The 26,135-nt window shown below is 71.7% G+C and carries 26 protein-coding genes; 10 read left to right on the top strand and 16 right to left on the bottom strand.

Going from position 1 to position 26,135, the window contains the following annotated elements:
• The first annotated feature begins 88 nt into the window (after positions 1–88).
• From AC3EN4_RS15580 to AC3EN4_RS15565, 4 genes are all read left to right on the top strand, one after another.
• On the top strand, positions 89–2,947 hold the full coding sequence (locus AC3EN4_RS15580) for an AfsR/SARP family transcriptional regulator (protein WP_435206536.1): 2,859 nt from the start codon (positions 89–91) through the stop codon (positions 2,945–2,947).
• A 56-nt stretch (positions 2,948–3,003) separates the two neighbouring features.
• Positions 3,004–3,591, top strand: a complete 588-nt coding sequence (locus tag AC3EN4_RS15575; protein WP_435206535.1) for a DUF4240 domain-containing protein — start codon at positions 3,004–3,006, stop codon at positions 3,589–3,591.
• A gap of 118 nt (positions 3,592–3,709) precedes the next feature.
• Positions 3,710–3,943, top strand: coding sequence for a holin (locus AC3EN4_RS15570; protein WP_435206534.1), 234 nt, complete (start codon positions 3,710–3,712; stop codon positions 3,941–3,943).
• Positions 3,944–4,132: 189 nt separating this feature from the next.
• Positions 4,133–6,373 carry a glycoside hydrolase family 44 protein gene (locus tag AC3EN4_RS15565; RefSeq protein ID WP_435206533.1) on the top strand — a complete coding sequence of 747 codons (2,241 nt, stop codon included), beginning with the start codon at positions 4,133–4,135 and terminating at the stop codon, positions 6,371–6,373.
• An 82-nt stretch (positions 6,374–6,455) separates the two neighbouring features.
• On the opposite strand, the gene AC3EN4_RS15560 is transcribed toward AC3EN4_RS15565, so the two are convergent.
• Entirely contained in the window at positions 6,456–7,721 is a 1,266-nt protein-coding gene (locus AC3EN4_RS15560) for a COG1361 family protein (RefSeq protein WP_435206532.1), read from the bottom strand.
• Positions 7,722–7,850: 129 nt separating this feature from the next.
• Here AC3EN4_RS15560 and AC3EN4_RS15555 point away from each other — a divergent pair, with 129 nt between their 5' ends.
• Positions 7,851–10,958, top strand: coding sequence for a hypothetical protein (locus tag AC3EN4_RS15555; RefSeq protein WP_435206531.1), 3,108 nt, complete (start codon positions 7,851–7,853; stop codon positions 10,956–10,958).
• A gap of 1 nt (position 10,959) precedes the next feature.
• Here the strand turns inward: AC3EN4_RS15555 and AC3EN4_RS15550 are convergent, their stop codons facing one another.
• From AC3EN4_RS15550 to AC3EN4_RS15540, 3 genes are all read right to left on the bottom strand, one after another.
• Entirely contained in the window at positions 10,960–11,610 is a 651-nt protein-coding gene (locus AC3EN4_RS15550; RefSeq protein WP_435206530.1) for a hypothetical protein, read from the bottom strand.
• A gap of 149 nt (positions 11,611–11,759) precedes the next feature.
• Positions 11,760–12,563, bottom strand: a complete 804-nt coding sequence (locus tag AC3EN4_RS15545) for a Rossmann-fold NAD(P)-binding domain-containing protein (RefSeq protein WP_435206529.1) — start codon at positions 12,561–12,563, stop codon at positions 11,760–11,762.
• Between the two features lie 89 nt (positions 12,564–12,652).
• A complete protein-coding gene (locus AC3EN4_RS15540) occupies positions 12,653–12,835 on the bottom strand; it encodes a hypothetical protein (RefSeq protein ID WP_422740910.1) in 183 nt (60 codons plus the stop codon).
• Between AC3EN4_RS15540 and AC3EN4_RS15535 the strand changes: the two genes are divergently transcribed.
• The gene (locus AC3EN4_RS15535) at positions 12,776–13,072 is read left to right on the top strand and encodes a winged helix-turn-helix transcriptional regulator (protein ID WP_435206595.1); all 297 of its coding nucleotides are present in this window, start codon (positions 12,776–12,778) and stop codon (positions 13,070–13,072) included. The two genes, AC3EN4_RS15540 and AC3EN4_RS15535, sit on opposite strands and share 60 nt — an antisense overlap.
• A gap of 72 nt (positions 13,073–13,144) precedes the next feature.
• On the opposite strand, the gene AC3EN4_RS15530 is transcribed toward AC3EN4_RS15535, so the two are convergent.
• A complete protein-coding gene (locus tag AC3EN4_RS15530) occupies positions 13,145–13,507 on the bottom strand; it encodes a winged helix-turn-helix transcriptional regulator (protein WP_435206528.1) in 363 nt (120 codons plus the stop codon).
• Positions 13,508–13,615: 108 nt separating this feature from the next.
• On the opposite strand from AC3EN4_RS15530, the gene AC3EN4_RS15525 reads away from it, so the two are divergent.
• A complete protein-coding gene (locus tag AC3EN4_RS15525) occupies positions 13,616–14,455 on the top strand; it encodes an NAD(P)H-binding protein (RefSeq protein ID WP_435206527.1) in 840 nt (279 codons plus the stop codon).
• 34 nt (positions 14,456–14,489) lie between these two features.
• Here AC3EN4_RS15525 and AC3EN4_RS15520 read toward each other — a convergent pair whose 3' ends face one another.
• The 7 genes from AC3EN4_RS15520 to AC3EN4_RS15490 form a co-directional block, all read right to left on the bottom strand.
• Positions 14,490–15,116, bottom strand: coding sequence for a hypothetical protein (locus tag AC3EN4_RS15520; RefSeq protein WP_435206526.1), 627 nt, complete (start codon positions 15,114–15,116; stop codon positions 14,490–14,492).
• A 35-nt stretch (positions 15,117–15,151) separates the two neighbouring features.
• Positions 15,152–16,084, bottom strand: coding sequence for a CU044_5270 family protein (locus AC3EN4_RS15515; RefSeq protein WP_435206525.1), 933 nt, complete (start codon positions 16,082–16,084; stop codon positions 15,152–15,154).
• Positions 16,081–16,665 carry an RNA polymerase sigma factor gene (locus tag AC3EN4_RS15510; protein ID WP_435206524.1) on the bottom strand — a complete coding sequence of 195 codons (585 nt, stop codon included), beginning with the start codon at positions 16,663–16,665 and terminating at the stop codon, positions 16,081–16,083. The genes AC3EN4_RS15515 and AC3EN4_RS15510 overlap by 4 nt, the downstream gene beginning before the upstream one ends.
• 138 nt (positions 16,666–16,803) lie before the next feature.
• Positions 16,804–17,532, bottom strand: a complete 729-nt coding sequence (locus AC3EN4_RS15505) for an anti-sigma factor (RefSeq protein WP_435206523.1) — start codon at positions 17,530–17,532, stop codon at positions 16,804–16,806.
• Positions 17,529–18,146 carry an ECF RNA polymerase sigma factor SigK gene (gene sigK / locus AC3EN4_RS15500; protein ID WP_435206522.1) on the bottom strand — a complete coding sequence of 206 codons (618 nt, stop codon included), beginning with the start codon at positions 18,144–18,146 and terminating at the stop codon, positions 17,529–17,531. Before sigK ends, AC3EN4_RS15505 begins: the two co-directional genes overlap by 4 nt.
• 267 nt (positions 18,147–18,413) lie before the next feature.
• The gene (locus AC3EN4_RS15495; RefSeq protein WP_435206521.1) at positions 18,414–19,997 is read right to left on the bottom strand and encodes a molybdopterin-dependent oxidoreductase; all 1,584 of its coding nucleotides are present in this window, start codon (positions 19,995–19,997) and stop codon (positions 18,414–18,416) included.
• On the bottom strand, positions 19,997–20,407 hold the full coding sequence (locus tag AC3EN4_RS15490) for a fasciclin domain-containing protein (protein ID WP_435206520.1): 411 nt from the start codon (positions 20,405–20,407) through the stop codon (positions 19,997–19,999). Before AC3EN4_RS15490 ends, AC3EN4_RS15495 begins: the two co-directional genes overlap by 1 nt.
• Here AC3EN4_RS15490 and AC3EN4_RS15485 point away from each other — a divergent pair.
• The 3 genes from AC3EN4_RS15485 (at position 20,385) to AC3EN4_RS15475 (ending at position 23,621) form a co-directional block, all read left to right on the top strand.
• Positions 20,385–20,630: a hypothetical protein gene (locus AC3EN4_RS15485; protein ID WP_435206519.1), complete on the top strand. Its 246-nt coding sequence runs from the start codon at positions 20,385–20,387 to the stop codon at positions 20,628–20,630. The genes AC3EN4_RS15490 and AC3EN4_RS15485 overlap by 23 nt on opposite strands.
• Before the next feature lie 142 nt (positions 20,631–20,772).
• Positions 20,773–21,762, top strand: coding sequence for a hypothetical protein (locus AC3EN4_RS15480; protein WP_435206518.1), 990 nt, complete (start codon positions 20,773–20,775; stop codon positions 21,760–21,762).
• Between the two features lie 803 nt (positions 21,763–22,565).
• The gene (locus AC3EN4_RS15475) at positions 22,566–23,621 is read left to right on the top strand and encodes an FUSC family protein (RefSeq protein ID WP_435206517.1); all 1,056 of its coding nucleotides are present in this window, start codon (positions 22,566–22,568) and stop codon (positions 23,619–23,621) included.
• A 7-nt stretch (positions 23,622–23,628) separates the two neighbouring features.
• On the opposite strand, the gene AC3EN4_RS15470 is transcribed toward AC3EN4_RS15475, so the two are convergent.
• From AC3EN4_RS15470 to AC3EN4_RS15455, 4 genes are all read right to left on the bottom strand, one after another.
• The gene (locus AC3EN4_RS15470) at positions 23,629–24,219 is read right to left on the bottom strand and encodes a GNAT family N-acetyltransferase (protein ID WP_435206516.1); all 591 of its coding nucleotides are present in this window, start codon (positions 24,217–24,219) and stop codon (positions 23,629–23,631) included.
• A gap of 13 nt (positions 24,220–24,232) precedes the next feature.
• Complete coding sequence (locus AC3EN4_RS15465; RefSeq protein ID WP_435206515.1) at positions 24,233–25,027, bottom strand: class I SAM-dependent methyltransferase; 795 nt, start codon at positions 25,025–25,027, stop codon at positions 24,233–24,235.
• A gap of 187 nt (positions 25,028–25,214) precedes the next feature.
• A complete protein-coding gene (locus tag AC3EN4_RS15460; RefSeq protein ID WP_435206514.1) occupies positions 25,215–25,739 on the bottom strand; it encodes a hypothetical protein in 525 nt (174 codons plus the stop codon).
• 32 nt (positions 25,740–25,771) lie between these two features.
• Positions 25,772–26,134, bottom strand: coding sequence for a hypothetical protein (locus tag AC3EN4_RS15455; protein ID WP_435206513.1), 363 nt, complete (start codon positions 26,132–26,134; stop codon positions 25,772–25,774).
• Position 26,135: the final 1 nt, after the last annotated feature.

Below are 26,135 nucleotides of genomic sequence, written 5' to 3'. Positions count from 1 at the left end.
GTCCGCTATCCGACCGCTTGGCGTGGGCCGGGCCAGCCGCGCCGTCCATAGACTGTGGTCGTCCCATTACGACTGACGAGGGAAAGCCATGCGGTGGTCCCTCCTCGGCCCCGTCCAGGTGACCGCCGGAGGGCGGGTCCTTCCCATCGACCGCCCTCAGCAACGCGCGGTGCTCGCACTCCTGCTCCTCAACGCCGACCGGCTGGTGCCTCTCGGGCAGCTCGTGTCGGCGCTCTGGGCCGACGACCCGCCGGCCAGTGCCCGGACCCAGGTTCAGGTCTGCGTCTCCCGGATCCGGGCGGCCCTGCGCGGGGCGGGTGCGGACGACCTGCTGACCACGCAGAGCGGCGGCTACCGGCTCACCGTCCGCGGGACCGAGCTGGACCTCACCGAGTTCACCTCGGCGGTCGAGCGGGCCCGCGCCGAGGAGGCGGCCGGCCGCCCGGCGGAGGCGGCGCGACTGCTGCGGGACGGCCTGGCGCTGTGGCGCGGGCCGGCGCTGGCCGGCGCGGCCGGCGCGTTCGTCGACGCCGCCGCCGCCGGCCTGGACGAGCAGCGGTTGCTCGCGTACGAACGGCTCGCCGCCGTGGAGCTGCACCTCGGCCGGTTCGCCGTCACCGCGCGTACGCTGCGTCCGCTGGTGGCGGAGCATCCGCTGCGGGAGCCGCTGGTGGCCGGGTACCTGCTCGCGTTGGCCGGCTGCGGACAGCAGGCCGCCGCGTTGCGGCTCTACGCCCAGACCCGCCGCCGTCTGGTCGACGAGTTGGGGGTGGAGCCCGGGCCCGAGCTGAGCGCGGCCCACCTGCGGGTGCTGCGCGGGCGCACCCCGGTCGCGCCCGAGCCCGTGCCTGCCGGACCCGCCGGTCCGCCTCCGGCGCAGCTTCCCGGCGACCCCGCCTGGTTCACCGGTCGCTCGGTCGCGCTGCGGCAACTCGACGCGCTGCTGCCCACCGACCTCGGGGGCGCCGCCCGGGCCGGCGAGGCGGGCGGGTCGGGTCGGGCGGTGGTCATCTCCGCCATCGCCGGCACCGCCGGGGTCGGCAAGACCACTCTCGCCGTGCACTGGGCCCACCGGGTGGCGCACCGGTACCCGGACGGGCAGCTCTACGTCAACCTGCGCGGGTTCGACCTGGACGGCCGGGCCGTGTCGCCGGGCGAGGCGCTGCGCGGCTTCCTGGAAGCACTGCACGTACCGCCCCAGCGGATACCCACCGACCTGCCCGGGCAGGCTGCCCTGTTCCGGACGCTGCTCGCCCACCGCCGGGTCCTGGTGCTGCTCGACAACGCCCGCGACGACGAGCAGGTGCGGCCGCTGCTGCCGGGCTCCCCGGGCACGCTGGTCGTGGTGACCAGCCGTAACCGGCTCACCGGCCTGGTGGTCAACGCCGGGGCCCACCCGGTGACGTTGGACCTGCTCGCCGCGGCGGAGGCCCGGGAGCTGCTGACCGCCCGGCTCGGTCGGGGGCGGGCCAGGCGCGAAGCGTCGGCGTTGGACGAGATCGTCCGATGCTGCGCCGGCCTGCCGTTGGCGCTGGCCGTCGTCGCGGCCCGCGCCGTCGGGCAGCCCGACGCTCCGTTGACGGTGCTCGCCGGCGAACTGCGGGACAGCGACCCGGACCGGCTCAGCCCTTTGGCCACCGGCGACCCGATGACCGACGTGCGGGCGGTCTTCTCCTGGTCGTACCGGGCGCTGGACGCCGACTCGGCCCGGTTGTTCCGGCTGCTCGGGCTGCACCCCGGTCCCGACGCCGGTCGGACGGCGGTGGCCAGCCTCGCCGGCCTGCCGCCGGCCCGGGTCGGCCCGCTGATCGCCGACCTCACCCGGGCGAACCTGCTCACCGAACGCAGCGTCGGCCGGTACGCGATGCACGACCTGCTGCGCGCGTACGCCTCGGAGCTGTGCCACGACACCGACCCCGAGGCCGAGCGGGAGGCCGCCCGACGCCGCCTGTTCGACCACTACCTGCACGCCTCGCACGCGGCGGACCACCTGCTCGACCCGTACCGGTTGGCGCGACCGGCCGCGCTGACGCCGCCCGCGCCGGGAGTGACGGTGGGCGACCGCCCGGAGCACGGGTGGGCGACCGGGTGGTTCGCCGCCGAACACCACGTCCTGCTGGCATGTGTGGAACGGGCGGCGGCCACCGGCCTGGACCGGCACGCGTGGACGTTGGCGGCGGCTCTCACCACGTACCTCGATCGCAGCGGGCACTGGCCGGAGCTCGCCGCCGCGCAACGGACCGCGCTGGCGGCGGCGCGGCGTCGGGGTGACCGGGCCGGTCAGGCGCTGGCGCACCGCGGCCTCGCCATCGCCTGCACCTGGTCGGGCGAGCACGAGGCGGCGCACCGGCACTACCGACGCGACCTGGAGCTGTACCGCGAGCTGGGCGACGACACCGGACGGGCGCACACGCACCTCGGGGTGAGCTGGGTGCTCGCCCGGCAGGGCCGGCTGCGGGCGGCTCTGGACGAGACCCGGTTGGCCCTGGACCTGTATCGGGCCGCCGACTACCGGGTCGGGCAGGCCAAGGCGCTCAACAATCTGGGCTGGATGCACGCCCGGCTCGGCGAGCCGGGACCGGCGCTGCACTGCTGCCAGTCCGCGCTGCGGCTGCACGAGGAGACCGGCGACCGGCACGGCGCGGCGCTGACCTGGGACAGCCTCGGGTACGTCCGGCACGGCCTCGGCGACCACGACGAGGCGGCGGACTGCTACCGGCGGGCGCTGGCGCTGCACCGGGAACTGGGCGACCGGTACGACGAGGCGGAGGTGCTGGACAACCTGGGCGACAGCCTCCGGGCCGCCGGTGACCTCGACGCAGCGCGCCGGGCGTGGCGGGAGGCGCTGGCCATCTTCGACGAGCTGCGCCATCCGGACGCCGACCGGCCCCGGTCCAAACTGGCCGCCCCCGTCCCGATGGCGTCCACGGGCGGTGGCGAGCTCTGACCACACCGCCGCGACCGGTGCGTTCGTGTCGGTCGGCCGTGGCACACTCCCGCGCCATGGACGTTGACGAGTTCTGGGCGCTGGTGGAGTCGGCCGGGACGGAGGCCGGCAGTCGGACCGACGACGACGGCGAGGCCGTCGCCGCCGCGCTGGTGCGGCGATTGGCGGCCACCTCACCGGAGAACATCCTCACGTTCGAGGAGCTGTTCGACCACCTCCAGGACGCGCTCTACCGGTGGGACGTCTGGGCGGCCGCGTACCTGATCGGCGGGGGATGCTCGGACGACAGCTTCATGGATTTCCGGGCGGGAGTCATCGCCCAGGGGCGCGGGTGGTACGAGCGGGTCCTGGCCTCCCCCGACGGCCTGGCCGATCATCCCCTGGTACGGCGAGCGGCAGCCGGGGACGACGAGGGCGCTCTGTTCGCCGAGTCGGTGAACTACGTGGCCAGCGAGGCCTACGAGCAGGTCACGGGTGACGACGACGCCTTCGACGCGGCGATGAACGCCCGTCAGCAGGGTGCCGACAGTGTCGACGCGGCCCGCGAGGCCGACATGGGCGAGGACTTCGACTTCGACGACGATGACGAGATGCGGCGTCGACTGCCCCGGCTGGCCGCGCTGTTCCTCGACGCCGACGACTGAGCACGCCGCCTGAGCACGCCGCCGCGAACCGACGGCAACTCGACGCGCATCAACCCCTCCTGACCAGGCATTCTTGGCACATGGACCATTCCACGAACCTGGCTCTGGAGGTACGGACATGTTCACCACGAAGTTCTGGAAGGCCACCGCCGAGCGGGCGGTGAAGAGCGCGGCGCAGGGTCTGCTCCTCTACTGGGGCGCGGACGTGGTGTTCAACGCGTGGCAGGCGGACTGGGCGGCAGCGGGCGGCATCGCGTCCGGTGCCGCCGTGCTGTCGGTGCTCACCTCGTTGGTGAGCGCACAGGTGTCGGGCGAGGGTGACTCGCCCAGCCTTGTCGGCGGCGAGCAGTAGCCGCAGCCCACTGCGGACGGTCGCGCCCTCGCCGACTCCGGCCAGCGGGGGCGCTGCCGCGCCCGGACGAGGTGGCCGTACGGCGTTGACTCGGGGCCGCGAAGACGCGACGCTGTGGCAGCGCTCCCATCGACGGGCTCCTATTCGGAAGGAATGCTCGTGCGTCCCCACACAGCTGTACTCCCGGTCGTGCTCGCCACGGCCCTCGGCGGTCTGGCGCTGCCGGCGCCGGCCCTGGCCGCGACCGGCCCGGCGTTGACCGTGGACACCACCGCCGCCCGGCACCAGATCAGCCCGTACATCTACGGCATGAACTTCGCGGACGAGGCCCTCGCCCGCGACCTGCGACTGCCGCTGCACCGTTACGGCGGCAACGCCACCACCCGCTACAACTTCCGTGCCGACACCACCAACCGCGCCGGAGACTGGTACTTCGAGAACATCCCCAACGACAACGCGAACCCCGAGAACCTCCCGAAGGGCTCGGAGAGCGATCGGTTCGTGCAGCAGAACAAGGCCACCGGCGCCGCCACGGTCATGACGATGCCGATGCTCGGTTGGATCGCCAAGGACCGGTCGAGGGCCTGTGGCTTCAGCGTCACGAAGTACGGTCCCCAGGAGTCCACCGACCCCTGGGCACCGGACTGCGGCAACGGCAAGAAGCCGGACGGATCGCTGGTCACCGGCAACGATCCGGAGGACACCAGTGTCGCCGTCGGTCCGGAGTACGCCACCGACTTCGTCAACCACCTCAAGGGCCAGTTCGGCGCCGCCGCCGACGGCGGGGTCCAGTTCTACAACCTGGACAACGAGCCGGACCTGTGGCACGCCACCCACCGCGACGTCCGGCCGGCCGGGCTGGGCTACGACGAGCTGCGCGACCGCACCTACGCGTACGCCGCCGCGATCAAGGCCGCCGACCCCGGCGCGAAGACGCTCGGTCCGGTCGGCTGGGGCCTGAACTCGATCATCTTCTCGGGCCTGGACCAGGACACCTGCTCGCGCACCGGCTGCTGGTCGAACCCGCCGGACAAGGCCGCGCACGGCGGCCAGGACCTCGGCCCGTGGTACCTGGACCGGATGCGCGAGTACGAGCAGCAGCACGGCACCCGGATCCTCGACTACTTCGACGTCCACCTCTACCCGCAGCAGTCCGGCGTGTTCGGGGACGCGGCCGGCGACGCCACCACCCAGGCGTTGCGACTGCGCTCGACCCGCCAACTCTGGGACCCGACCTACGTGGACGAGAGCTGGATCAACAGCCCGGTCCGGTTCATCCCGCGCATGCGCGAGCTGGTCGACCAGCACTACCCGGGCACGAAGATCGCGATGACCGAGTACAACTGGGGCGCCCACGGCTCGCTCAACGGCGCGCTCGCCCAGGCGGACGTACTCGGCATCTTCGGGCGCGAGGGGCTCGACATGGCCGCTCTCTGGACCGCGCCCGCAGCCGACCAGCCGGTGGCGAACGCCTTCCGCATCTACCGCAACTACGACGGCGCCGGCGGCGCGTTCGGCGAGACCTCCGTCCAGGCGACCAGCGCCGACCAGGGCAAACTGGCCGTGTACGCCGCCGAGCGCAGCGCCGACAAGGCGCTCACCGTGGTCGTGGTCAACAAGACCGGCGACGACCTGACCAGCCCGGTCAGCCTCGTCGGCGGCTCCGCGAGCACCGCCCAGGTCTACCGGTACAGCGGGGCGAACCTGGCCGGCGTCGTCCGGGAGGCCGACCAGCCGGTGACCGCGGGTGGCCTCACGACCACCTTCCCGGCCAACTCGATCACCCACCTGGTGCTGCCGCGCGCCACCACGCCCGGCGACACCACGCCGCCGACCGCCCCGGGCAAGCCGACCGCCGGCACGATCACCAGCGACAGCGTCGCGCTGTCCTGGACGCCGTCCACCGACGACACCGCCGTCACCGGCTACGACGTGCACCGGGTCGACACCGCCGGCACCGTGAAGGTCGGCAGCGCCACCGGCACCGCGTACACCGTGACCGGGCTGACGCCGGACACTCCGTACACCTTCGTGGTGACCGCCCGCGACGCGGCGGGCAACGTCTCGACGGCCTCGCCCGGCCTGACCGTGCGGACCGCGCCCACCGCGCCCACCGCTCGCTGCACGGTCGGCTACACGGCGAACAGTTGGCCGGGTGGCTTCACCGCGACGGTGACGATCACGAACACCGGCGCCACCGCGATCGACGGCTGGAAACTCGGCTTCGACTTCCCCACCACCGGCCAGAAGGTCAGCCAGGGCTGGTCGGCCACCTGGAAGCAGAGCGGGACGACCGTCACCGCGGAGAGCATGAGCTGGAACGGCAAACTCGGTCCCGGCGCGTCCACCGGCATCGGCTTCAACGGGACGTGGAGCGGCACCAACCCGGCCCCGACCGCGTTCACCCTCAACGGGCAACGCTGCGGTTGACCTGAGTGACCGTGCCGCCGCCGTGGACATCGCGGGGCGGCACGGTTCCCGGGTTGTCCGGCAGGGTGGACGCGCCGGCAGATCAGGCCGCTGCCCGCTGGTCCTCGGGCGTCACCACGATCATCCGGCGACGGCGGGCAGCGAGGATCAACACGCCTCCGGCGGCCAGCGCGGCGATGCCGATCCCGCCGAGCAACCCGGCCTCCGGTCCGGTGACCGGCAACCCCCCGTCGCTGCCACCGCCGCCGCCGTTGCCGTTACCGCCGTTGCCGTTGTCGCCCCCGCCGTTGCCGCCACCGCTGCTCTTCGCGGCCAGCACCACGGCGAACCCGTCCTGATTGTCGCCCGGGTCGACGTCGCCCACCCGTACCGCGACGGCATTCGTGGGCAGCTCGGTGCGCGGTGGTCCGGAGCGGCTGTCCGTCGACTGCTCGGCAAGGCCCTCCACCCGCACGCTTCCGCCCCGCAAGGTCGCCGGCGCGGCGGCGGATGCGGGAGTCGTCACCAGGTGGTACAGCTCGACCGCCGAGTAGGTCGCGTCGTTCGGGTCGGTGTCCTCGACGACCGGAACCAGGGTGAGGTTCGGGTAGGTGCAGACCGCCGACCGCCCCCGATCACCCAGCACGCACGGGGCCGGCTGCCTGGTGAACGTCACCCCGGTGGGCAGCCGCAGCGTGACCCGTACTCCACGCACCGCCGTGCGGCCCTGGTTGGCGACGGTGTACCACACCGCGCCTGTCTCACCCGGGTGCAGCGTTCCGGTGGGCACGGGCCTGCCGTTGGCACCTACCCGTACGGACTGCTTCACGTCGCGGGCCACCAGTGAGAGGTCCGCCGTGGGCTCGTCGACCAGCATGAGCGGGAACGACCTGGTGTTGTCGGACGGATTGGCGTCCTCGTCCGGCCGGATGCTGACCGAGACTTCGAATTCGCCCTCGTAGGGGGCCCGCCCATAGACGATCGCGTCGATCGGAACGTCGACGGTCTCGCCCGGGCCGGGGATCAGCTCCGGCGACAGTCGGCAGTAGAACCCACCGAAGTCGCCGTCGCACTCGCCCACTCCACCGCCGGCGTGCCACAGCAGCGCGACCGGCATGGGATCGGGGCCCTCCGGAGGCTGACGGACGTTGACGACGATGTCGCTCGGTGTCGCGTCGCCCAGGTTGCTGATCTTCAGATGGACGACTTTCCTCTCCACCCCCAGCGCGATCCGCGTGCCGGACGCGTCAACCGCGAGGTCCGGGCCCTTCTTCGCCGCCTGGGCCGGCACCACAGGAACGGCCACCCCACCCAGGAGGACCAGCGCGACCGCGACACAGCGCGACATCCGCCGACTAGTTCTGGCCATGGCGCAACCCTCCGGGACGCACGGACAGTGCCGGTGAGCAGACTATCGGCAATCGACTGCCATCGGTGTCCGTCGCCACCGCTCGCGCGGGTCGACGACGGAGGCCGCTGCGGCCACTACCATGCGGGCGTGGCTCACGTTGCCTCGGCCCGCAGGCCGATTCGGCTGCTCATCGCGGCGGTGGTCCTGCTGGCGACCGGTGCGGCCACGGCCTGGGGCGTCGGCGACACGCTGGGGCTGAGCCACTCTCCCGCCGCCGTGCCGCACGAGGAGGCCGTCGCCGCGCCGGCGCGGACGCCCGCTCCTGCCCCGCCGTTGTCGTCCCTCGTCGTACCCGACAATCCTCGCCTCACCAAGGCCGCGGCCGCCGTCGCAGACGCGGTCGTCTCCCGCGGCCTGCCCCGGCCGGCGCTCGCTCCGGCCGGGTCCGCGACGACCGCGGCGGGTACCGGGACGACGCGCGTCGCGGCCCCGGACATGTCGGCCGTGCGCACGGTACGGGCGGACGTCCTGGCAGCCCTCGGCGGCACGCCCGAGTCGTACCGGCTCGACGTGCGCGGCGCCGAACTGAGGGTCCACGGTGGTGACATCGGCGGTGTGGCAGCCGGGCTGTACCGGCTGGCCGACCGGATCCGCTCCGGTGCCGTGGTGCTTCCGTCGGCGGACGTGGGTCGGGTGGTCGTCCCCCGGCTCGGCCTGCGGCTGACCGACCTGGGCTCGGTGGGGCGCGAGCCCGACCCGGCCGCCTTCGCCGCCGGTGACGACTACGGCCTGAACACCGACGTGGTCGCATCGGCGGTGCTGCCGGACGCGCCGTGGGTGGACGCGGGCGCGGTGGCCCGCATCGACGCGCAGTTCCGGCAGTTCGTCGACCACTCGGTGGCGCAGGGCTTCAACGGGGTCGTCGTACCCGGCTTCCTGGAGTACGTCACCTTCGCCAAGGTCGGCGACGGGCGCGCGGTCTATCCTCCCGGCGACCCGCACGTCGACCGGGCCCGGGCGATGGTCGCGGCGTTCGGCCCGGTCTTCCGGTACGCCGAGGACATGGGGATGAAGGTCTTCCTGCTGACCGACATGCTCGCGGTGTCGCCCCCGCTGGAGGCGTACCTGACCCGGACCGTGGGCGGACTCGACGTGGCCGACCCTCGGCTGTGGTCCGTCTACCAGGCCGGTCTGGCCGAACTGTTCGAGAGCATGCCGTTCGTCGACGGCCTGATGGTCCGCATCGGCGAGGGCGGCGAGGTGTACGCCGGCACCGGTTGGGACTACTCGTCACGGCTGGCGGTCACCACGCAGACGTCCGTGCGCGCGATGCTGCGGGCACTGCTGGACACGGCAGGCCCGGCCGGCAAGGAGATCATTTTCCGGACCTGGACGGTGGGCGTGGGCGCCGTCGGCGACCTGCACACCAATCCGCAGTCGTACGCGCAGGTCCTCGACGGGCTCGACGACCCGCACCTGATCGTGTCCACCAAGTACACCCTGGGCGACTTCTACAGCCACCTGCCGCTGAACACCACCCTGTTGGGCGGCGCGCACCGCCGCATCGTGGAGTTCCAGGCCCGGCGCGAGTTCGAGGCGTTCGGCTCGCTGCCCAACGACCTCGGCCCGCTGCACCGCGAGGCACTACGCGCGTTCCTCGCCGCCAATCCCCACGTCGAGGGGGTCTGGAACTGGACGCAGGACGGCGGGCCGCTGCGCGCCGGACCCATGTCGCTGTACCTGCGCGCCGGGTTTTGGCAGCTCTACGACCTCAACACGTACGCCGTCGGCCGCCTGGCTTGGGATCCGCAGGCCGACCCGGGGCAGGTCACCGCGGACTGGGCGTACCGCACGTTCTCCCGCGACCCGGCCACCGTCGCGGCGATCGGGCAGGCCATGGCCCTGTCCCGGCAGGCGGTCACCAAGGGCCTCTACATCGGTCCGTACGCCGATGAGTCGGTGCGGGCGCTCGGGCTGGAACCGCCGCCCATGATGTGGATCTTCGAGTGGGACATCCCGACCGGCGACTCCGCCGCGCTGGACAGCATCTACGCGGTGACCGGCGGCCGCGTCGACGAGGCGATCGAGGAGGGCGCCGAGGCCGTCGTGCTGGCTCGGCGCATGCGCGACCTGGTCACCGCGACCGACCCGGCGACGTGGCGGGACGCCGAGCTGCGGGACCGCTTCACCGCGACCCTCGACTACCAGGTCGACCTGTTCGAGACGCTTGGCGCGTACCGGGCCATGGTGTTGCGGCACGCGCAGTGGCTCGACACGGGTGATTCGACCGTCCGTCATGCCTGGCGGCAGGCCACGGCGGCATACCACCACGCCCGCGACGCGCACCGCCAGCGCTACGGCGCCGACCTGGACCTGCCGGCGTACAACTTCACCGCCGCCGACCTGGGGGCGCGGCGCGCCGACCGGGATCCGGCGATCGCCTGGGCCGCCCGGGCGATGCTCGGGTCGATCCTGCTGGTGCTGCTGCTCGGTCTGCGCGGGCGCGGGTTCGGCGCGGCCGCCGCGCGCGGGTTGCTGCTCGGCGCGTTCCGGCCGTGGCGGGTCGCCGCGCTGCCGACGCCCCGGACGCGGACGGACCGAGTGCTGGTGTGGCTCATCCCGACCGTGGTGCTGGTGACCAGCCGACTCGTGTTGACCTGGTTCGCCGCACCGGCGCACCTGCTGGTCACCCTCGGCGGGTGGGCGCTGTTCGCCCTCGTCGTACGCCTCGTCGTCGGCCGCCGGGACCCGTTCCACCTGTGGGCCGCGCTCGGCGGCGTCGCGCTGCTGCGCAGCGTGCTGCTGCTCGCGGCGCTCGCCGTACGCGGGCCCGGCGGCTACTGGTTCGCCTTCTGGACCGCGCCGGGCCTGCGCGCGGCGTACGTCACCGTCGCGTTCGCGGCGTTCTGCTGGCTGTTCGTGGTCGTCGCCGTGGTCCTGCGGGACCGGTACGGCCTGCGTCGCCGAAGCGCCGCCGGGTTCACCCTCACCGCCGCCGGTGTGCCCCTCGGCGTGCTGTCCGCCCTGGTCTCGGTGGTGGGCCTGGAACGCGCGCTGACCGTGTGGAACGACCAGCTCGCGCTGCTGCCCTGGGGCCTGTCCCGCATCCTCGGCATCACCGTCTACCTCGGCATCCCCACCCGGCTTCCGGCGTACACGGCCGCCGCCGGACTCGCCCTGACGGCCGCCGGACTGCTCCTGGCACTCGGTCGCCACCGACGATCCGCCCGATCGCCGGCACCGCACGGCGGATGAGTCAGCCGCCGGAGCCCTCTTCCGCGCCGTCACCGTTGCCACCGTCCAGCTCGACATGCTGATGGCCCTGGCCGGCATCGATGTTCACCTGGTCGAGCTGGGTTGCCGCGACGGACCAGGCCGCCGTCGCCTGGGCTGCCTGTCGCTTCGCCAGGGCCGTCAACGCGGCCCGCTGCGCGGGCGGCCCGGTGATCGCGAGGAGGTACGTCTCGACAGCCAGGGATGCCTGCTCGACGGCCCCGCGCAGCCCGCCGCGCGCCACGTTCGTCGCGGTGGTGCCGGACGGGGGGTCGGCGAACGGAGCCGCGGCGCGCTGCATGGTCTGTTGCCACTGGCGGGCCTGCTCGAGGCCGGGCTGCCCGCCGGTCGGCGCCTCCGCCCGCAGCGCGCTGAGAACGGGAGCGACCTCCACCCGAAGCCGGCGGGCCGTCTCCGTCAGCTCGATGATCTGCTGAGTGTCGCGCTGCGCTTCGGCCTCACGGATGTCGGCGGCTGCCGACTCGACGCGGTCCGGGCCGTTGGCGGCGTAGCCGGCGGCACCGCCCACGAGGAGCGCCGCGAGCCCCACGGCCACGATGACGACGGCGAGCCGAGCGCCACCCGTCTTCGGAGTCGGCAGCTGATACGAGGGCTTACCGGTACGGCGCGACACGACATCTCCCTGCGTCGATCGAAGCTCGGTGGCAGCCTAGCTTTCCCGTCCGATGTCGGTCGATACCTCGCGCGGATCAGCCGTGCCACCCGTTGATGGCACAAACCCAGTCGTCGGGGTCGTCGTGTCCGATGGGCGAGACAGTTGGGTCACCGCAGGGCGGCCGTGACGTCCGCGGCGACGGCGAGCGGATCCGTGAGCGGTCGCTCCAGCAGGCGTACGAGGTCAGGACCGGTGTCGTCAAGGAATCCGTGGCGGACACCGGTGGCGATCGAGGTGAGCATCGGCGGCTGGAACGGCAGCAGGTCGGCGTCGCCGAGTAGGCGGGCACGGTACTCGCCGAGTTCGACGGTGCGGTGTGCGACGCCGAGACGGTCGGCGATGTCGCCAGCGGTGATCGGAGTTCCGACCAGGTCGTAGACCTTTCCGGCGTGTGCGGCGGGCGCGCTTGCGACGACGGCCGCGGCAGCGGCCAGGTCGGCCCGCGCCACCGCGGCGAGCGCGCCGTTCCCGAACGCCGATTCGAGGCCGTCAGGGGTCCACGCGAGCAGGGCGCCGAAGAGTTCGGCGTACAGCCCGTTCCGCAGGACCGTCCACGCGAGCCCACTGGTCGTGATCATCTGCTCGGTGACCCGGTGGGCGAGCGCGAACCCGAGATGATCCCCGGCGCTGGTCAGGCTGGTGTACGTCACGTGGGTGACGCCGTCACGACGAGCGGCGTCGAGGACGGCCCGGTGACGCGCGATGACCCTGTCGTCCTCGGCATATCCGGCCGAGACCAGGACCAGGGTCGTAACGCCCGTGAGGTCGAGCGTTGCGGGATCGTCGAAGTCGAGGTGACGCTGCGCGCCGGTGGGCGTGCGGCTCCCGCCCAGGGCGGGCGTCCCCCTTTCGGCGAGTTCTGCGAGGGTGAGCGAAGCGAGCTGCCCCGTGGCGCCGGTCACCATGATCATTGCGGATCGCTCTCCTGCCGTGGTTCTCTTCGGTAACTACCGGGAAGCCTGGGCCCAGGCCCGGCGGCCCACAAGGAGGCAGTCTCGTGTCACCAACGCACACCGAAGTAACCGCGGAGGCCGCCGAGCTCGAGCCGTGCGGACAGCCCGATCACCCGGACTGCGGCATCCGAGACGTTCTTGACCGGGTCGGCGACAAGTGGTCCGTTCTCGTGATCGTCGAACTCGCCGCCGGGCCGCGCCGCTTCCGCCAACTCCAGCGCGCCATCCACGGGATCTCCCAGCGCATGCTGACCCTCACGGTGCGCCGCCTGGAACGAGACGGTCTCGTCCTGCGGACCGTGTACCCGAGCGTGCCCGCCCAGGTCGACTACCGCCTCACCGAGACCGGCGCCAGCCTCACCCACCTCGTCAAGGCACTCACCGACTGGTCGCTGGCACACCGCGAAGCCATCGCCGCAGCCCGTCTGGCCTACGACAGCGACCACCCCGACAACGACATCCGGTGACGCGCGGCGCGTCTTCGACGTGCTGACCCACGCCACCTAGGACGGCGCCGGCATCGGCACTGCCGATGGCCCTCACCGCCCGGCGTCGTAGGCACGCCGCGCTCGTTCCACCTCTGGAAGGCTGGCATCGGCCCACGTGGCCAGGTGGGCGAAGAGCGGACCGAGACTGGCACCCAACTCGGTGATCTGGTACTCGACCCGAGGCGGCACCTCGGCGTGGTAGGTGCGCGTTACGAGTCCGTCGCGTTCGAGTTGGCGGAGCCGCTGCGTGAGCACCTTGGGCGTGATGTTGGTCAGTCGGCGCTCCAACTCCACGAAGCGCTGCCGGCCGTATTCGTGCAGAGCCCACAGGATGGGCGTGGTCCACCGGCTGAACACGATGTCGACGACCGGCGCTACCGGACAGGCCAGCTCGGGATCTGTCGAACGCTGCACGTGCCCTCCGTCACATATCCATTACTATCCTCTAGGTACCTACTATATCGACGCTACTAGCGTTTCCGGCAGCCGCGCGAACGACGCGGTCGAACTGGAGACACAGACATGTTCGTCGTGGTTGGAGCCACCGGAAACGTCGGCAGTACGCTCACGTCGATCCTCGCGGCCTCGGCCGGTGCGGTGACGGCGGTATCCCGGGGACGACGCCCGATCGCCCTGCCAGACGGGGTCCGCCACTACCGCGCGGACCTCGAACGGCCGGAGAGCCTGAGCGGGGCGCTCGCCGGCGCCGACGCGCTGTACCTCCTCGTCGAGGGCGCCGGAGCTCATCTCGACATGCGCGAAATCCTGCGGGTCGCCGCAGCCGGTGGCGTGAAGCGCATCGTGCTGCAGTCCTCGCAGGCGGTCGTCACACGTCCCGACTCGCCGTCACACGCGCCCCTGCACGCCATCGAGGACCTCGTCCGCCGATCCGACCTCGGTTGGACGATACTGCGCCCCGGCGGCTTCGCCTCCAACGCATTCGGCTGGGCGGAACCGGTGCGGAGCACCCGGATGGTGGCCGCGCCGTTCGGCGACGTCGGTCTGCCCGTGGTCGACCCGGCCGACATCGCCGAGGTGGCGGCCGCGGCCCTGCTCGACAGCTCGCACGTCGGCCGCACCTACGAGCTGACCGGCCCGGCCCTGAGTACGCCTCGCGAACGGGTCGCCGACCTCGCCGCCGCGCTCGGCGAGCCGATCGGCTTCGTGGACCAGACGCCCGACGAGGCCCGTGAGCAGATGCTGCGATTCATGCCGCCACCGGTGGTGGAGGGCACGTTGGCGATCCTCGGCACTCCCACCGGTGCCGAACAGCGGATCAGCCCGGACATCGCCGAGGTGCTGGGCCGATCACCACGCCCCTTCATCGCCTGGGCGAAGCGCAACGTCGACGCCTTCCGCTGACGCCTCGGCCCTCTGGACTGATGCGCATCCGTCCTCACGGTGCGCCATCGGTCGGCAGTATCGCTGCCAGCCCGTGGTCGGTGACGTAGAGCAGGTACGGCCGCAAGTCCGGGGCGTGTTCCAGTTTGCGGCGCAGCGCGTACAGGTGGGCTGACCTCGCCGCCAGGAACGGTTGGGCGGCGAGCAGACCCCGGAGATCCTCGAACCGCCAGTCCACATCCAGCAGCTTCCTTGCTCGTACCAGCAGCTCAATCCTGTCGACCGGGACATTGCCCACATAGACGTCGGCGGTTGGCGGCAGGTTCGGTTCCGGGTCGGCGGGCGGGGCGAAGCCGGACCGCAGCCACACCTCGAACGCGGGGGCCACGACGTCGAGGTCGGCTTCGCCCAGACCGCCCAGGTCAGCCCGGAACACCGAGCCGCCGCCGTCGCACCGGAGGAAGAATCCCCTGTCGCCCTCCTGGCCGATCATGAGGAAGCCGGTGAGCCACTCGCCGATGCCGTAGGTCGTGTTGCGCTCCAGCAGGGATTCCCGGCAGTACATGAGTACGTGATCGGTGACGACGTCGTCGGTGACGGACGCCAACCATCGCTGGTAGGCGGCATCCGTACGGGAGACGAGTTGCTCGACCTTCTCCACCGCCGGCTCCTCGCTGTTCAACCGAACCACCTAACCACTTCTCCCCGACCCCGCAGCTATCTCTCCGGGCGTTGTCCAAGGTTCGAGACCAGTGCTCGCTGCAACACCGCAGTGGTGGCCAGCACCGTTCCCGCCGGCCCGTCGACGGTGTCCGCCACGAGGTAACTGCGCTCGCCAAGGTATTCGTACGTCTGCTCGTCGAAGATCCACTCATCGCGACGGCTCCGCTCGGTGTACGCGACAGCCACCCCCCGCCGCCCGGCCGCGTCGGTCACGCCGCGGACCACCTCGACCCCCGGAATCCTCGCCGCCGCGTGGTAGAGCGCGGCAGTGGTCCGCGGCGGCACCAGCGACTCGCGCAGGATGTCGCCGATCGCGGTGAACGCCGCGCCGTCCCGGCTGTTGCCCCTGCCGCGCCCGTCGCGGTCCCGGTAGAGCTTCGTCAGCAGGGCGTCCGGGTCGGTGGGCAGATCGACGAGTTCCGCGTTCGGCGTCACGTCGGTCAGGGTCTCCTGCTCCGGGATCGCACCGATGATCGGTACGTTGAAGAACGGCTGGCGGAGCAGGCCGTCGCCGCGCTCGTTACGCGGGATCCAGATCTCCCGTTCGTGCACCGGCTTCAGCCGCGCCGGGCCGTCGCCCACCTCGGCGAAAGCGCCCCGGCTCCGGACGTAGACGTACTCCCCCTCGCCAGACGAAGGGTCCGGCCCGGCGGCGGCCTCCGTGGCCATCCGGCCGAGCAACAACGTCGCGCCACCGGGATCGCCCTGCGCGACCGTCACGATCAGTGGCGCGCCGTCCGACGCCCACGGCCGGGCGACCGCCCCGACCGCAACCGCGACCGCCAGCACGCCGGCCACGGGCGCGAGCACCAGCATCCGCCGTGGCCGACGAACCGGCCGCTCGATCTCGTTCATCAGGTGACGCCGCAGCGCCTGCCGGCGCGGCGCCGGCAGGGCCGGCACCTGGAAGGCGGTGGGCTCGCTCATCGGTACTCTCCCTGCTCGACGGGGATCATTCGGGTACGCGTCATCTCCTGCTGGGCCAGCGCCCGCAGCCGGCTCCGGGCCCGGGACAGCCGCGAACGTACGGTTCCGACGGGTACGCCCAGCGCCTCGGCCGCCGCCGCGTAGTCCAGTTGCGACCACACGCAGAGCAGGAACACCTCCCGGTCCGCCCGGCGCAGCGCCCGCAGTCCCGCCATGACGGCAGCCACCTGGTCGGCGTCGTGCATCCGGGCGACCACCTCGTCGGCGAAGTCCGGGACGGTGTCGCGTACGGGCATCCGCCGCAGCGCCTCCCGGTGCCGGCGCGCCGCCCGCCTGCGATTACGCAGCACATTGGTGGCGATCCCGAGCAGCCACGGCCGCAGGCTGCCGCCGTCCGGATGCAGGGATTCGCGGATTCGCCACGCCTCGAGGAAGGTCAGCGACACCACGTCCTCGGCCTGGGCCGGATCGCCGCAGGTCCACACCGCGTGCCGATGGACCGCATCGGCGTGCTCGTCGAAGAGCTCACCGAGCGCATCGGTGTCTCCGGCCCGGATCCGGACCCGCATCTCAGCTGTCACACCTGTACCTGTCCGCAGCCGCCCCCGAGTTCCACCACCCGCGGATCTTCGTCGTCTGGTCGTGGCACCAGCACGGACGACGAACAGCACCGGTCCACTGCTTGGGTGGCGGGATGGGCGGATGAGCGGACGGCGTGCTCAGCTCAGCTCGACCGTACCCACGATTCGGGTGGGGGCGACGGAGCCGCCCACGGGTTCGTTGGAGACGCCGAACGATCCCGCCTCGGCAACCGGGCCGATGAGCGTGGTCGACGCCCTGACGCCCTCGGCCAGTCGTCCCACCTTTCGGGGCTCGCTGCCATGGATGAGCCACAGCTCGTAGATCCGCCCGGGGCCGGGCTCGGGCAGGTCGCGCAGCAGCACCACCCCACGGTCCCGGTCGCGGGAGACCACCACGGTCGCGGCGCCGCCGGGTGGCAACGACCGCTCGAACACCCGGGTGTCCGGGGCGTCCAGGACGGCGGCGATCTGCCGAGCCTGCTCGCTGCTGGCCTGCTCGTCGCTGACCCGATCGTTGGTCACGGCCCAGGTCGCCGCGCTCGCGCCGCCGGCCACGAGAACGGCCGCCGCGGCGGCCACGGTGAGGCGTCGCCACCTGCCTGCCTGCCGTTTGGCGTTGTCCCCGGCGGCAGCGGAACGCACCTGCGGGGTACGCGCCGCCTGGACGAGGGTGCGCTCACGCAGACCCGTGGGCATGGCCTCGACGACGGTGTCGTCGGCGAGCCGTGCGACCGTCTCCCGTAGCTCGGTCACCTCCAGCCGGCACGACTCGCAGTCGGCCAGGTGCCGCTCGAACGCCGCCCTCTCGAGGTCGTCGACCGCGTTCAGGGCGTACGCGCCGGCGAGGGTGTGGATGTCGGCGCTCATGCCCGTCCTTCCATCTCGATGCCCAGGCAGTCGCGCATCCGGATCAGGCCGTCGCGCATCCGCGTCTTCACCGTCGGCAGTGGGGTCTTCAGCTTCTCGGCGACCTCACGGTAGGTGTGGCCCCCGTAGTAGGCCAGGGTCACCGCCTCCCGCTGGACCGGCGTCAGTCGGCCCAGACAGCGACGAACCTGTTCGCGCTCCAACCGCGCGGTGACGTCCTCGACGACCTCGTCGTACGGGACGTGTGTCTCGGTCGCGGCGACCCGCTGGGCGCGGTCGGTGTGGGCCTGCTCGGAGCGCACGCGATCCACCGCCCGGCGGTGCGCCATGGTGAGAACCCAGGCGGAGGCCGAGCCACGACCGGCCTCGAAGCGGGCTGCGGTACGCCACACCTCGACCATCACCTCCTGCGTCACCTCCTCCGCCTGTGCCGGGTCGCGCACAACGCGGCGGGCCAGCCCGAGGACCCGGCCGGCCATGGCGTCGTACAGCGCCGCGAACGCCGCCTCATCACCACGCGCCACCCGGGACAGCAACTCGTCGGGGCTGGGCGGCGTCACGGTGTCCGGCCGCACCGAACGTAACCGCCGCGCGTGTTCCGGGTCACCGCTCATCCTCGGTACGTCCTCTCCTGTGCTGGCGGCCGTGCGGTCCGTCGCCACGCACTCGATTGCTAGCCGGCATGCGCGTGAGCGAGGCGCGCGTGGACGATGACATTGTCTCGACAGCGCCCTCCACAGCTGCGTTTCCGGCCTGAATTCGGCGTCGACACCCTCGTCGGGTCATGAGGGATTCGTGGCGTGGCGGTCGCTGGACTGGTGCCGGACCGGATTCTTTTCGACCATGTCGCTGACGGCCACCGCCCGACCGCAAACACCAGGTCAGGTGATCGTGACGGTGGTGCTGTGCCAGCCGGTCGCGCCGTCGGGGAAGGGCGCGGCCCGTGCGTCGGTCTGGGTCGCACCGGTGGCGTCGGTGGCCCGTACCCGCAGCGTGTGACTGCCCGGGGTGGCGTCCCAGCGGTAGGTCCACTGCCGCCACAGGTCCGGCGACGGACCCTCGGCAAGGCGTGCCTGCTGCCACGGCCCGTCATCGACCTGCACCTCGACGGCGGCGATCCCGCGCCGCTGCGCCCAGGCGACCCCGGCGATCATGACGGGCCCGGCACGACGCTGGGCGAAAGGTTTCGGGGTGTCGATGCGCGATGCGGTCTTGACGGGCGCGTCGGCAGCCCATCCGCGCTGGACCCAGTACGGGTCGAACGCGTCGAAGGTGGTCACCTTCATCGACGTCAACCACTTGCAGGCGCCCACGTAGCCGTAGAGGCCGGGCACGAGCATCCGGACGGGGAAGCCGTGTTCCAGGGGCAGGGGTTCACCGTTCATGGCCACGGCCAGCAGCGCGTCACGTCCGTCGAGGATCGCCTCGAGCGGAGTGCCGATGGTCATGCCCTCGACCGAACGGCTGACGAGCTGGTTCTGCCCGGCGCGGATGCCCGCCTCGCGCAGCAGCGGCGCGAGGGGAACGCCGGTCCAGCGGGCGGTGCCGATGTACGGACCACCGACCTCGTTCGAGACGCAGTTGAGGGTGATGTCACGCTCCACGAGGCCACGGGCGACAAGATCCTCGAATCTCCAGGTACGAGGACTGTCGACCGCCCCGTCGAGGGTCAGTCGCCAGGTCTCCAGGTCGACCTGCGGGACGGTGAGAGCCGTGTCGACCCGGTAGAAGTCCCGGTTGCGGGTGAGGAACGCCGAGACCCCGTCCACGTCGACGGAGACACCAGCGGGCAGCGGCGGCGCCTGTCGCACCGGTGGGGGAAGACGAACGGCGGCTCGGGAACGGGCACCGACCGTACTGCCGCGACCGACAGCCTGGCCGACGGCGGCCGCGGCACCTCCGGTCAGCGCTGCCCCCGCGGCCGTGACCAGGAACTGACGGCGGTCGAGCAGCCGCGGCCGGCCCGGCGCGCCGACCCGGTCCGTTCGAGCGGCACGCGCCAACATCAGCATCACGGCCGACCCGACACCCGCACCTGCCAGCACCGGCAGGACGTCCGAGGGCGTCGCCCCCGGGCGGGACAGGACGGCGGCCACACCGACGGCGGCGAACACGGCGAGGCCAGCCAGACCGTAGCGTCGTCGTCGAACCGCCGCCGCGCCGAGCAGAACCGCTGCCAGGGCCAGCAGCGCATAGACGCCGACGAGGAGAGCGATCTTGTCGTCGGCACCGAAGGTGCGGATGGCGAACGCTTTGAGGCGCTGCGGGGCCAGGTCGATGGCGACGCCGCCGACTGCCAGCACCGGATCGGAGACGGGGGCGACCAGTGCCGCGAGGAGACGCGCCACGGCGAGGGTCACCCCGGCGGTCAGGACGCCGACGACGGGCCCACGGAGGGCGGTCATGCTGGGGTACGGCCCCGGCCGGCGGGTCGCCGGCCGGGGCTCGATGTCGGTCGACGCCATCAGCTCTTGGGCATCAGAACGGTGTCGACGATGTACACGGTGGCGTTGGCGGTCGAGACATTCCCGCAGACGACCATCGAGGTGCCGTTGACGGTGAACGACGAGCCACCGCCGGTCACCTCGAGGTCGTCGCCCTGCATCGTCTTGTGGGTACCCGCCAGGGTGTCCGGCGACAACTGGGTCGGCACCACGTGGTAGGTCAGGACCTTCTTGAGCATGGCGTCGTCGGCCAGGACCTTGTCCAGGTCCGCCTTCGGGATCTTGGCGAACGCGTCGTTGGTCGGTGCGAACACCGTGACGCCCTGCGCGCCGTTGAGCGAGTCGACCAGGTTGGCCTTCTTCACGGCCGTCACCAGCGTCGACAGCAGCGGGTTGCCGGACGCGGCGGTGGCCACCGGCACCTTCGCCATCGCCTCGAAACTACCCGGGTTGGACGCATCGGTCGGCACGGCAGCGCATCCCGAGCCGAACTGGCCCGACATCATCATCGACGGCGAAGCCGATGCCATCGGCGCGCTGGCCGACATGCTCGGCGCGCCGCCGGCACTGTCCCCGCTGTCGGTACCGCCGCAGGCGGACAGGGCCAGCACAGCGATCACGCCAACCGAGGCAAACAGGCGCCGCTTCATATGAACTCCTCAGATGCTTGTACTTCACTGCTGTTGTCATGAGGCATTCGAGGCCGACCTCGATGCGGATGGCCGCTACGTGGAGCGAATTCGGCGCGGCACGGTGCAGCGGCGGAGCACTCGGGCAGGCCATAAGATCCACCGGCATGGTCCGCACCACGCCTCCGCGTCCTCTGGACATCGCCGCAGTCTTTCCCGAACTGCGGGACCATTCCGCCACGGCCACCCGCCTGCATCCCCGACCCGGCGCTCCGACCGTCCGGGACAGCTCGGTCGGTGGGCCGCTGCTGTGGCCGGCCGACGAGGTATGGCCGGTCTGCGACGACGTCGGGGCGCACGAGCCGTGGAACCTCACGACCCCGGCCGCCCTGCGCCGCAGGTGGGAGATCCTCGCGACCGCAGAAACCCGGGAGCCGTTACCGGGTGGGGACTTCTTGACCGTGCAGGAGCGGGCGGAACTCGACGCGGCCGACGCTCTCGACCTGGACGACCTGATCGAGGAACCCATCCCGTTGGTCCCGGTGGCGCAGTTGTACCGACGAGACATCCCGGACTACGCCGGTCCGGGCGGCACCGACCTGCTACAGGTGCTGTGGTGCCCCGTGGACCACTCGGACCGGCACTACAGCCCGCGCGTCTTTCTCCACTGGCGCGACAGTTCAACCGTCGGCCCACTGCTCGACGCGCCTCCCGAGCCACCGGTGATCAGCGACATGTACCTGCCGATTCCGTGCCTGGTGCACCCCGAGCAGGTCCGCGAGTACCAGTACGCCGATCTGCTCCCCGATGACCTACGCGACCGGCTCGACGAGTGGGATGACGACGAGGACGAGAGCCGTCCCCACTATCAGAGCGACCTGTCGCTGGCGCCGGGATGGAAGGTCGGCGGGTACGCGAACTGGTCACTGACCGATCCGTACCCGATGGACTGTGCCGCCTGCGGCGCCACGATGAGGTTGATCTTCACCGTGGATTCGGGTGACTGGAACGGCATGCATTGCAGCTGGCGCCCGTCCGAGGAGGACCCGACGGCGTCCCCCGACGTCGTCGGCGTGCAGATCGGGCGCGGCTACTCGCTGTACACCTTCCGCTGCCCCGAGTCATTCGACCATCCCCCGGCCACCGCGATGCAGTGACCCCGGTTGACGTCCGCCGGTCAGGCTGGCGGATCATCTCGAAAGAGGTGCTCTTTCACACCAGTCCTCCAGCGGGTCGCAACGAGTTCAGGCCGAGGGCGGGTCGGCGGAGGAACCCAGCCGTGTTGTCTGGAGTCGGGCGCAGGGCTGTCCCAGTCGGCGGTCAGCGGGAACGGATCAGCGTCGCGGCCCGGCTCATCGGCACATGACTCCCGGACAACCATTGCCGGGTAGAAGCGGGTCTCCTGAGCCACCCTGCAGTCGTCCGTCCGCGAGGCGACCAGGGCACCGCAGTCCTCGCACGCCACCGAGGGGGTCCACCCCACCATCGACCAGCAGCCCGTGCTGACAAGGTCATGGACGATCCGCGTCCCACGTACGTCACCGGGTGAGAGGACGAAGGTACCGACAACCTGATCACGGCCATACGCGGCTTCGTCGACCGCATAGGTACCGGGCTCCAGCAGCGGCGGATTGACGTGATGACAATCCAGGAGCGACCAGTGCGGTCCCGCCGGCAGCTCCACCATCCGGACCGGGACGCTCAGCGTGTTCCCGCAGCCCGCACACCGAAAGCCCTCCACCGCCACAGTCTGACATTCCGTCTCTGCTCCACCTGGTCGTCACCGGCCTCCCGCCCCGAGTGCCGCCCGCCACCTACGCGATTGAGCAGGTCACGGGCTGGGTAGTGCCCGTCCTCGCAGAAGATCGATCGGCGGCCGTCCCCGGTCAGCTGGGCGGAAGGGGTACCAACGGTGCGGACGTGGGGACGCGACGCCGTCGCACGCTTGCGCGGCGACGGAATGACCGTGTTCGAGCTGACCGCCGCCGCGGTGGTCGCCTGGATCGTGGCGGCGGTGGTGATCCGTCACCCGGACCCGTTCTACGCTCCGACCGCCGCGCTCGTCGTACTCGGTGAGTCGCGCGGGCGACGGCTGCGGCAGACCGTCGAGATCCTGCTCGCCGTGGCCGCCGCCGTGCTCGTCGCGGAACTACTGGTGTACGCGCTGGGCCCGGGCACCGGCACGGTCCTGCTGGTGCTGCTGCTCACCACCACGACGCTGGTGGTGATCGGGGCGCGCCGTGCCCTGGTCGTACAGGCCACCGTCTCGGCCATGTACCTGGTCGTGGTCGCCGCGCCGCACGGCACGCTGATGCCGTTCCGCTTCGTCGACGCGCTCATCGGCGGCGCGGTGGCGTTGGCCGCCAGCCAGCTGATGGCCGCCCGCGACCCGCTGGCACCGCTCGTGGCGCAGGCCCGGCGCAGCTACACCGACCTGGCCGACCTGCTCGACGAGGTCAGCGCGGCGTTGCAGGGCTGCGACGAGGACGCCGCCCGCACCGCACTGGACCAGGCCCGGCAGGTGGACGACTGTGTCGCCCAGCTACAGACGGCCGTGCTCGCCACCGGTGAAACGTTGCGGCTGGGACTGCGCCGCCGGCATCTGGGCAAGCTCGCCGACGTGGAAGCGACGGTGCGGCAGCTCGACTACGCCGCCCGCAACATCCGGGTGCTGGCCCGGGCCGGGGTGACCCTGACCCGCCGGCACACCGCCACCCCGTCGGAGCTGGCCGCCGCGATCGGCGCGCTGACCGCCGCCGTACGGTCGGCCGGGGAGGCGCTGGCCAGCGACCTGAGCGGTGCCGACGCCGAGCGGCACGCGCAGCGGGCCGACGCGGCGGCCCTGGAGGCGGTCCGGATCGCCGCCGGCCTGCTGCGGTCCGATCCGCCGCTGCCGGTCACCATGATCGTCGGGCAGATCCGGGCGACCGCCATCGACCTGCTGCGCGGCGTCGGCCACGACGACGTGACGGTGCTGGACCGGGTGGACGAGGCGCTCGGTCTGAGCCGGGCGTGACGGCCGGTCAGTCGACGGTGCCGACGAGGCGCGAGGCGTCCGGCCAGCTCATCCGGTACGTGCCGGGAACTCCGTTGAGGAGGGAGGGGTTGCCGCGAGGAGCGGCGGCGAAGCCCGTCTCCACCCGGACGCCGCCGCGGGCCCGGTAGAACGTCTGTGCGCGGGTGTTCTGTTGGAGCACCCACAGGTACAGCGCGGAAGAGCCGGCATTGGCGAGGACCGCTCGGGCGGCGTAGGCCATCAGTTCGGTGCCGATGCCCGAGCGGTGTGCCGAGTGGTCGACGTGGAGGTTGTCGATGAGGCTTCCCCAACGCGGGTCCGGGTCGAAGACCACGTGCACGAAGCCCGCCAGGCGACCGCCACGCTCCGCGATGATCGTGGCGGTGCCGCTGGGCGAGGCAAGCCGCGCCGACCACACTGCGGTGCGCTCGCTGAGCAGGTCGCCGTCGAGATAGATGTCGGCGTAGGCGCCCCGATAGTGTCGCCGCCAACTGTCGGCGTGCAGCGCGGCGATGCGGCTGGCGTCGCCGCGTCCGGCAGGGCTGAAGATGACGGGGTCGGCAGGAGCGACGGACTGGGACGCGGAGGAATCGAGCACAGCGACAGGCTCCTCAACTGGCGGTCTGCCTGCTGGCCTCGGCGGCGACGAGCAGGTAGTCCAATCGAATGGACAGCTCTTCCGCCGCGCAGGTGGCGTGTTTGTGGACGAGTGCGTGGATGTCACCGAGGAGGGCGCTCCACCGGTTCTCGGCGTGGAGCCGGGGACGTTCGGCGACGAGATGACCGGCCGTGTTCACCAGGAAGGTGGCTGCGGTCCCCGCATCCGGGAAACGGAGTCGTAGCTGTCGGGGCTCTGCTGTCACCAGGCTCAGTTCGGCGGAGGCGAGCAGACCGGCGACGGCATCGGCATCTCCCCATCGGCTCGGTGCGTGCCCGCCGGCCGGCGGCGGCGGGAGGTACGCGGCGGTGGCCTGTCCCAGGGCGGGCATGAAGCTGCCGGGCATCCAGGCGGTGAGCACCACTCGGCCTCCTGGCGCGCACACTCTGGCCAACTCGGTGGCCGCCGCGGCCTGGTCGCCGGCGTACATCACACCGAAGACCGACAGCACCACGTCGGCGGATCCGTCGGCCACCGGCAGGCGGGTCGCCTCGCCCAGCAACCACTCGACCTCCACCGAACTCTCGCTCGCCTGGGACCGGGCCAGATCCAGCAGCGCGGGTTCGAAGTCCACGCCCGTCACCCGGGCGCCACACAGCGCGGCGAGCAGCGCCGCGTTGCCCGTACCGGTCGCCACATCGAGCACCTGGTCACCGGCCCGGATGTTCGCGCCCGCGACCGCCGCCACGGCCGCCGGCAGCAGCCGTCGCGCCATGGCCGGGTAGTCACCCTCGGCCCACGTCGTCATCGTCGTCCCTGCCTTCCGGCGTCGGCGTACGGTCCGGCTCGTGGCGCTGCGCCACGTCGCTCTCGCTGCTCATCAGAGCCCGCGAACCCAGGCGTGGACCACGTTTCGCAGCCTAGTTCGAACGTGCTCGATACCCGTACGGATTAACCGGCCCGCGTACCGGTCCATGACCGCTCACCTCGCCCGGTCAGTCCAACGCCGACGGCACCGACTTCACCGGGCCACCCACGCCCTTCCAACACCGTTCGACAATCGAGTTGATCGCAGTCGTATCCGACTTGGCGAGACATCGTCGATGCAGGATGATTCCCTTTCGACCCGGTGACCCGAAGAAGTAGGCAACCGGCGTGACACGTACCTCCGTCATGTCCGCCCAGCCAATTCGGCGCCGTGTCGCCACAGTCTCGATCTCGACACCCTGGTCAGAGACCCGGAAGGTGACCGGCTTGTACGCCCAATCGGGGAACCGCCGAACTATCAGTTCGATACGCCACCAGTGATAGGTCAAGGCGGCCACGACGCCGAGCAGGATGATGGTTGCCACGACCAACTGCTCGGTGCAGAGGGCGATCCCGCCAACGAGCGCCGCGACCATTCCCCCCATGCCGACCCAGCGGATCTCGCGACCATAGACCGCGCGCGTCGTACCGCGAAGGTCCCGTCGGGTACGGAGAATCGTCACCTCGACGGCGTCCTGCTCGGGGTCCTGCACGCGGAGAGCATGGCAAGAATCGCGACGGAGCGTCAAGATCCTTTGACCGTGCTGGCCACCTTGCTGAGGACCACGCCGACGTCGCCGGACCGGATCATCTCCCCCAGGGCGGCCACCATCGCCTCGACGCCGGCTCTGGGAATGATGACCAGGTCGGAGCACCAGAAGTAGCTTCCGCCGCCGGCCTCCCCGGTCTCCGCCCATCTGTGCAGGACCCGGCCGATCTCGGCCGCCGTCATGAAGGTCGCGTAGTGCCGGCTGCCGTCAGCCAGGGAGACGTGAGCATCGATGTTGTCGGCGGTGGCAGGATCGTCGTTCTCGCCAGGCATGAAGCGGACATGAGCGCCCTCGACCGTGCGGTCCCAATCCACCGTCTGACTCACGGCGAGCATCATC

This window comes from Micromonospora sp. bgisy143 (assembly GCF_057708145.1).
This window is presented reverse-complemented; position numbering and strand designations above follow the sequence as displayed.